A 430-nucleotide genomic window follows, 5' to 3' on the forward strand; every position below is an offset into this window, starting at 1 on the left:
CGAAAAACAAAACAGCGTCAGCGTGTCGTCGTCCCCACGGCAACTCCCTTTCTGCCCCCCCGAGTACCCCCTCAGCCGAGGAGGTACTTGAGCGCGGGGCGCTGGCGGACGAACTCCATCTTCTCGATGATGGCGTCGAGGCCGAGGATGCGGCCCGCGGCGAGGGTGCCGACGATGGCGAACATCATCAGCCCGAACAGGTCACCGTTGACCACGCCGTGGGCCCAGTCGGCGTTCCCGAGGTAGAAGAACACCATCAGGACGCCGCCGAAGAAGGCGGCGAGCCGGACGAGTGCACCCACGATGAGCCCGAGGCCGATGAGGAACTCACCCCACGGAACCATGATGTTCGTGAGGTCGAGGAGCCACGGAGTCGCGGCGGCCCACGCGAAGAAGCCCTGCAGCGGCGAGGCGGCGGGGGCGTTCGCGA

Annotated in this window: 1 protein-coding gene; it reads right to left on the reverse strand. The window is 67.0% G+C overall.

Going from position 1 to position 430, the window contains the following annotated elements; all coding sequences use genetic code 11:
* Positions 1–71: 71 nt before the first annotated feature.
* Positions 72–430: quinol oxidase (locus DVK07_RS21975; RefSeq protein WP_121598639.1), on the reverse strand; the 359-nt coding region annotated here is incomplete at its 5' end.

Origin of the sequence: Halorubrum sp. Atlit-26R (assembly GCF_003666015.1) — an archaeon.
Lineage (GTDB): Archaea > Halobacteriota > Halobacteria > Halobacteriales > Haloferacaceae > Halorubrum.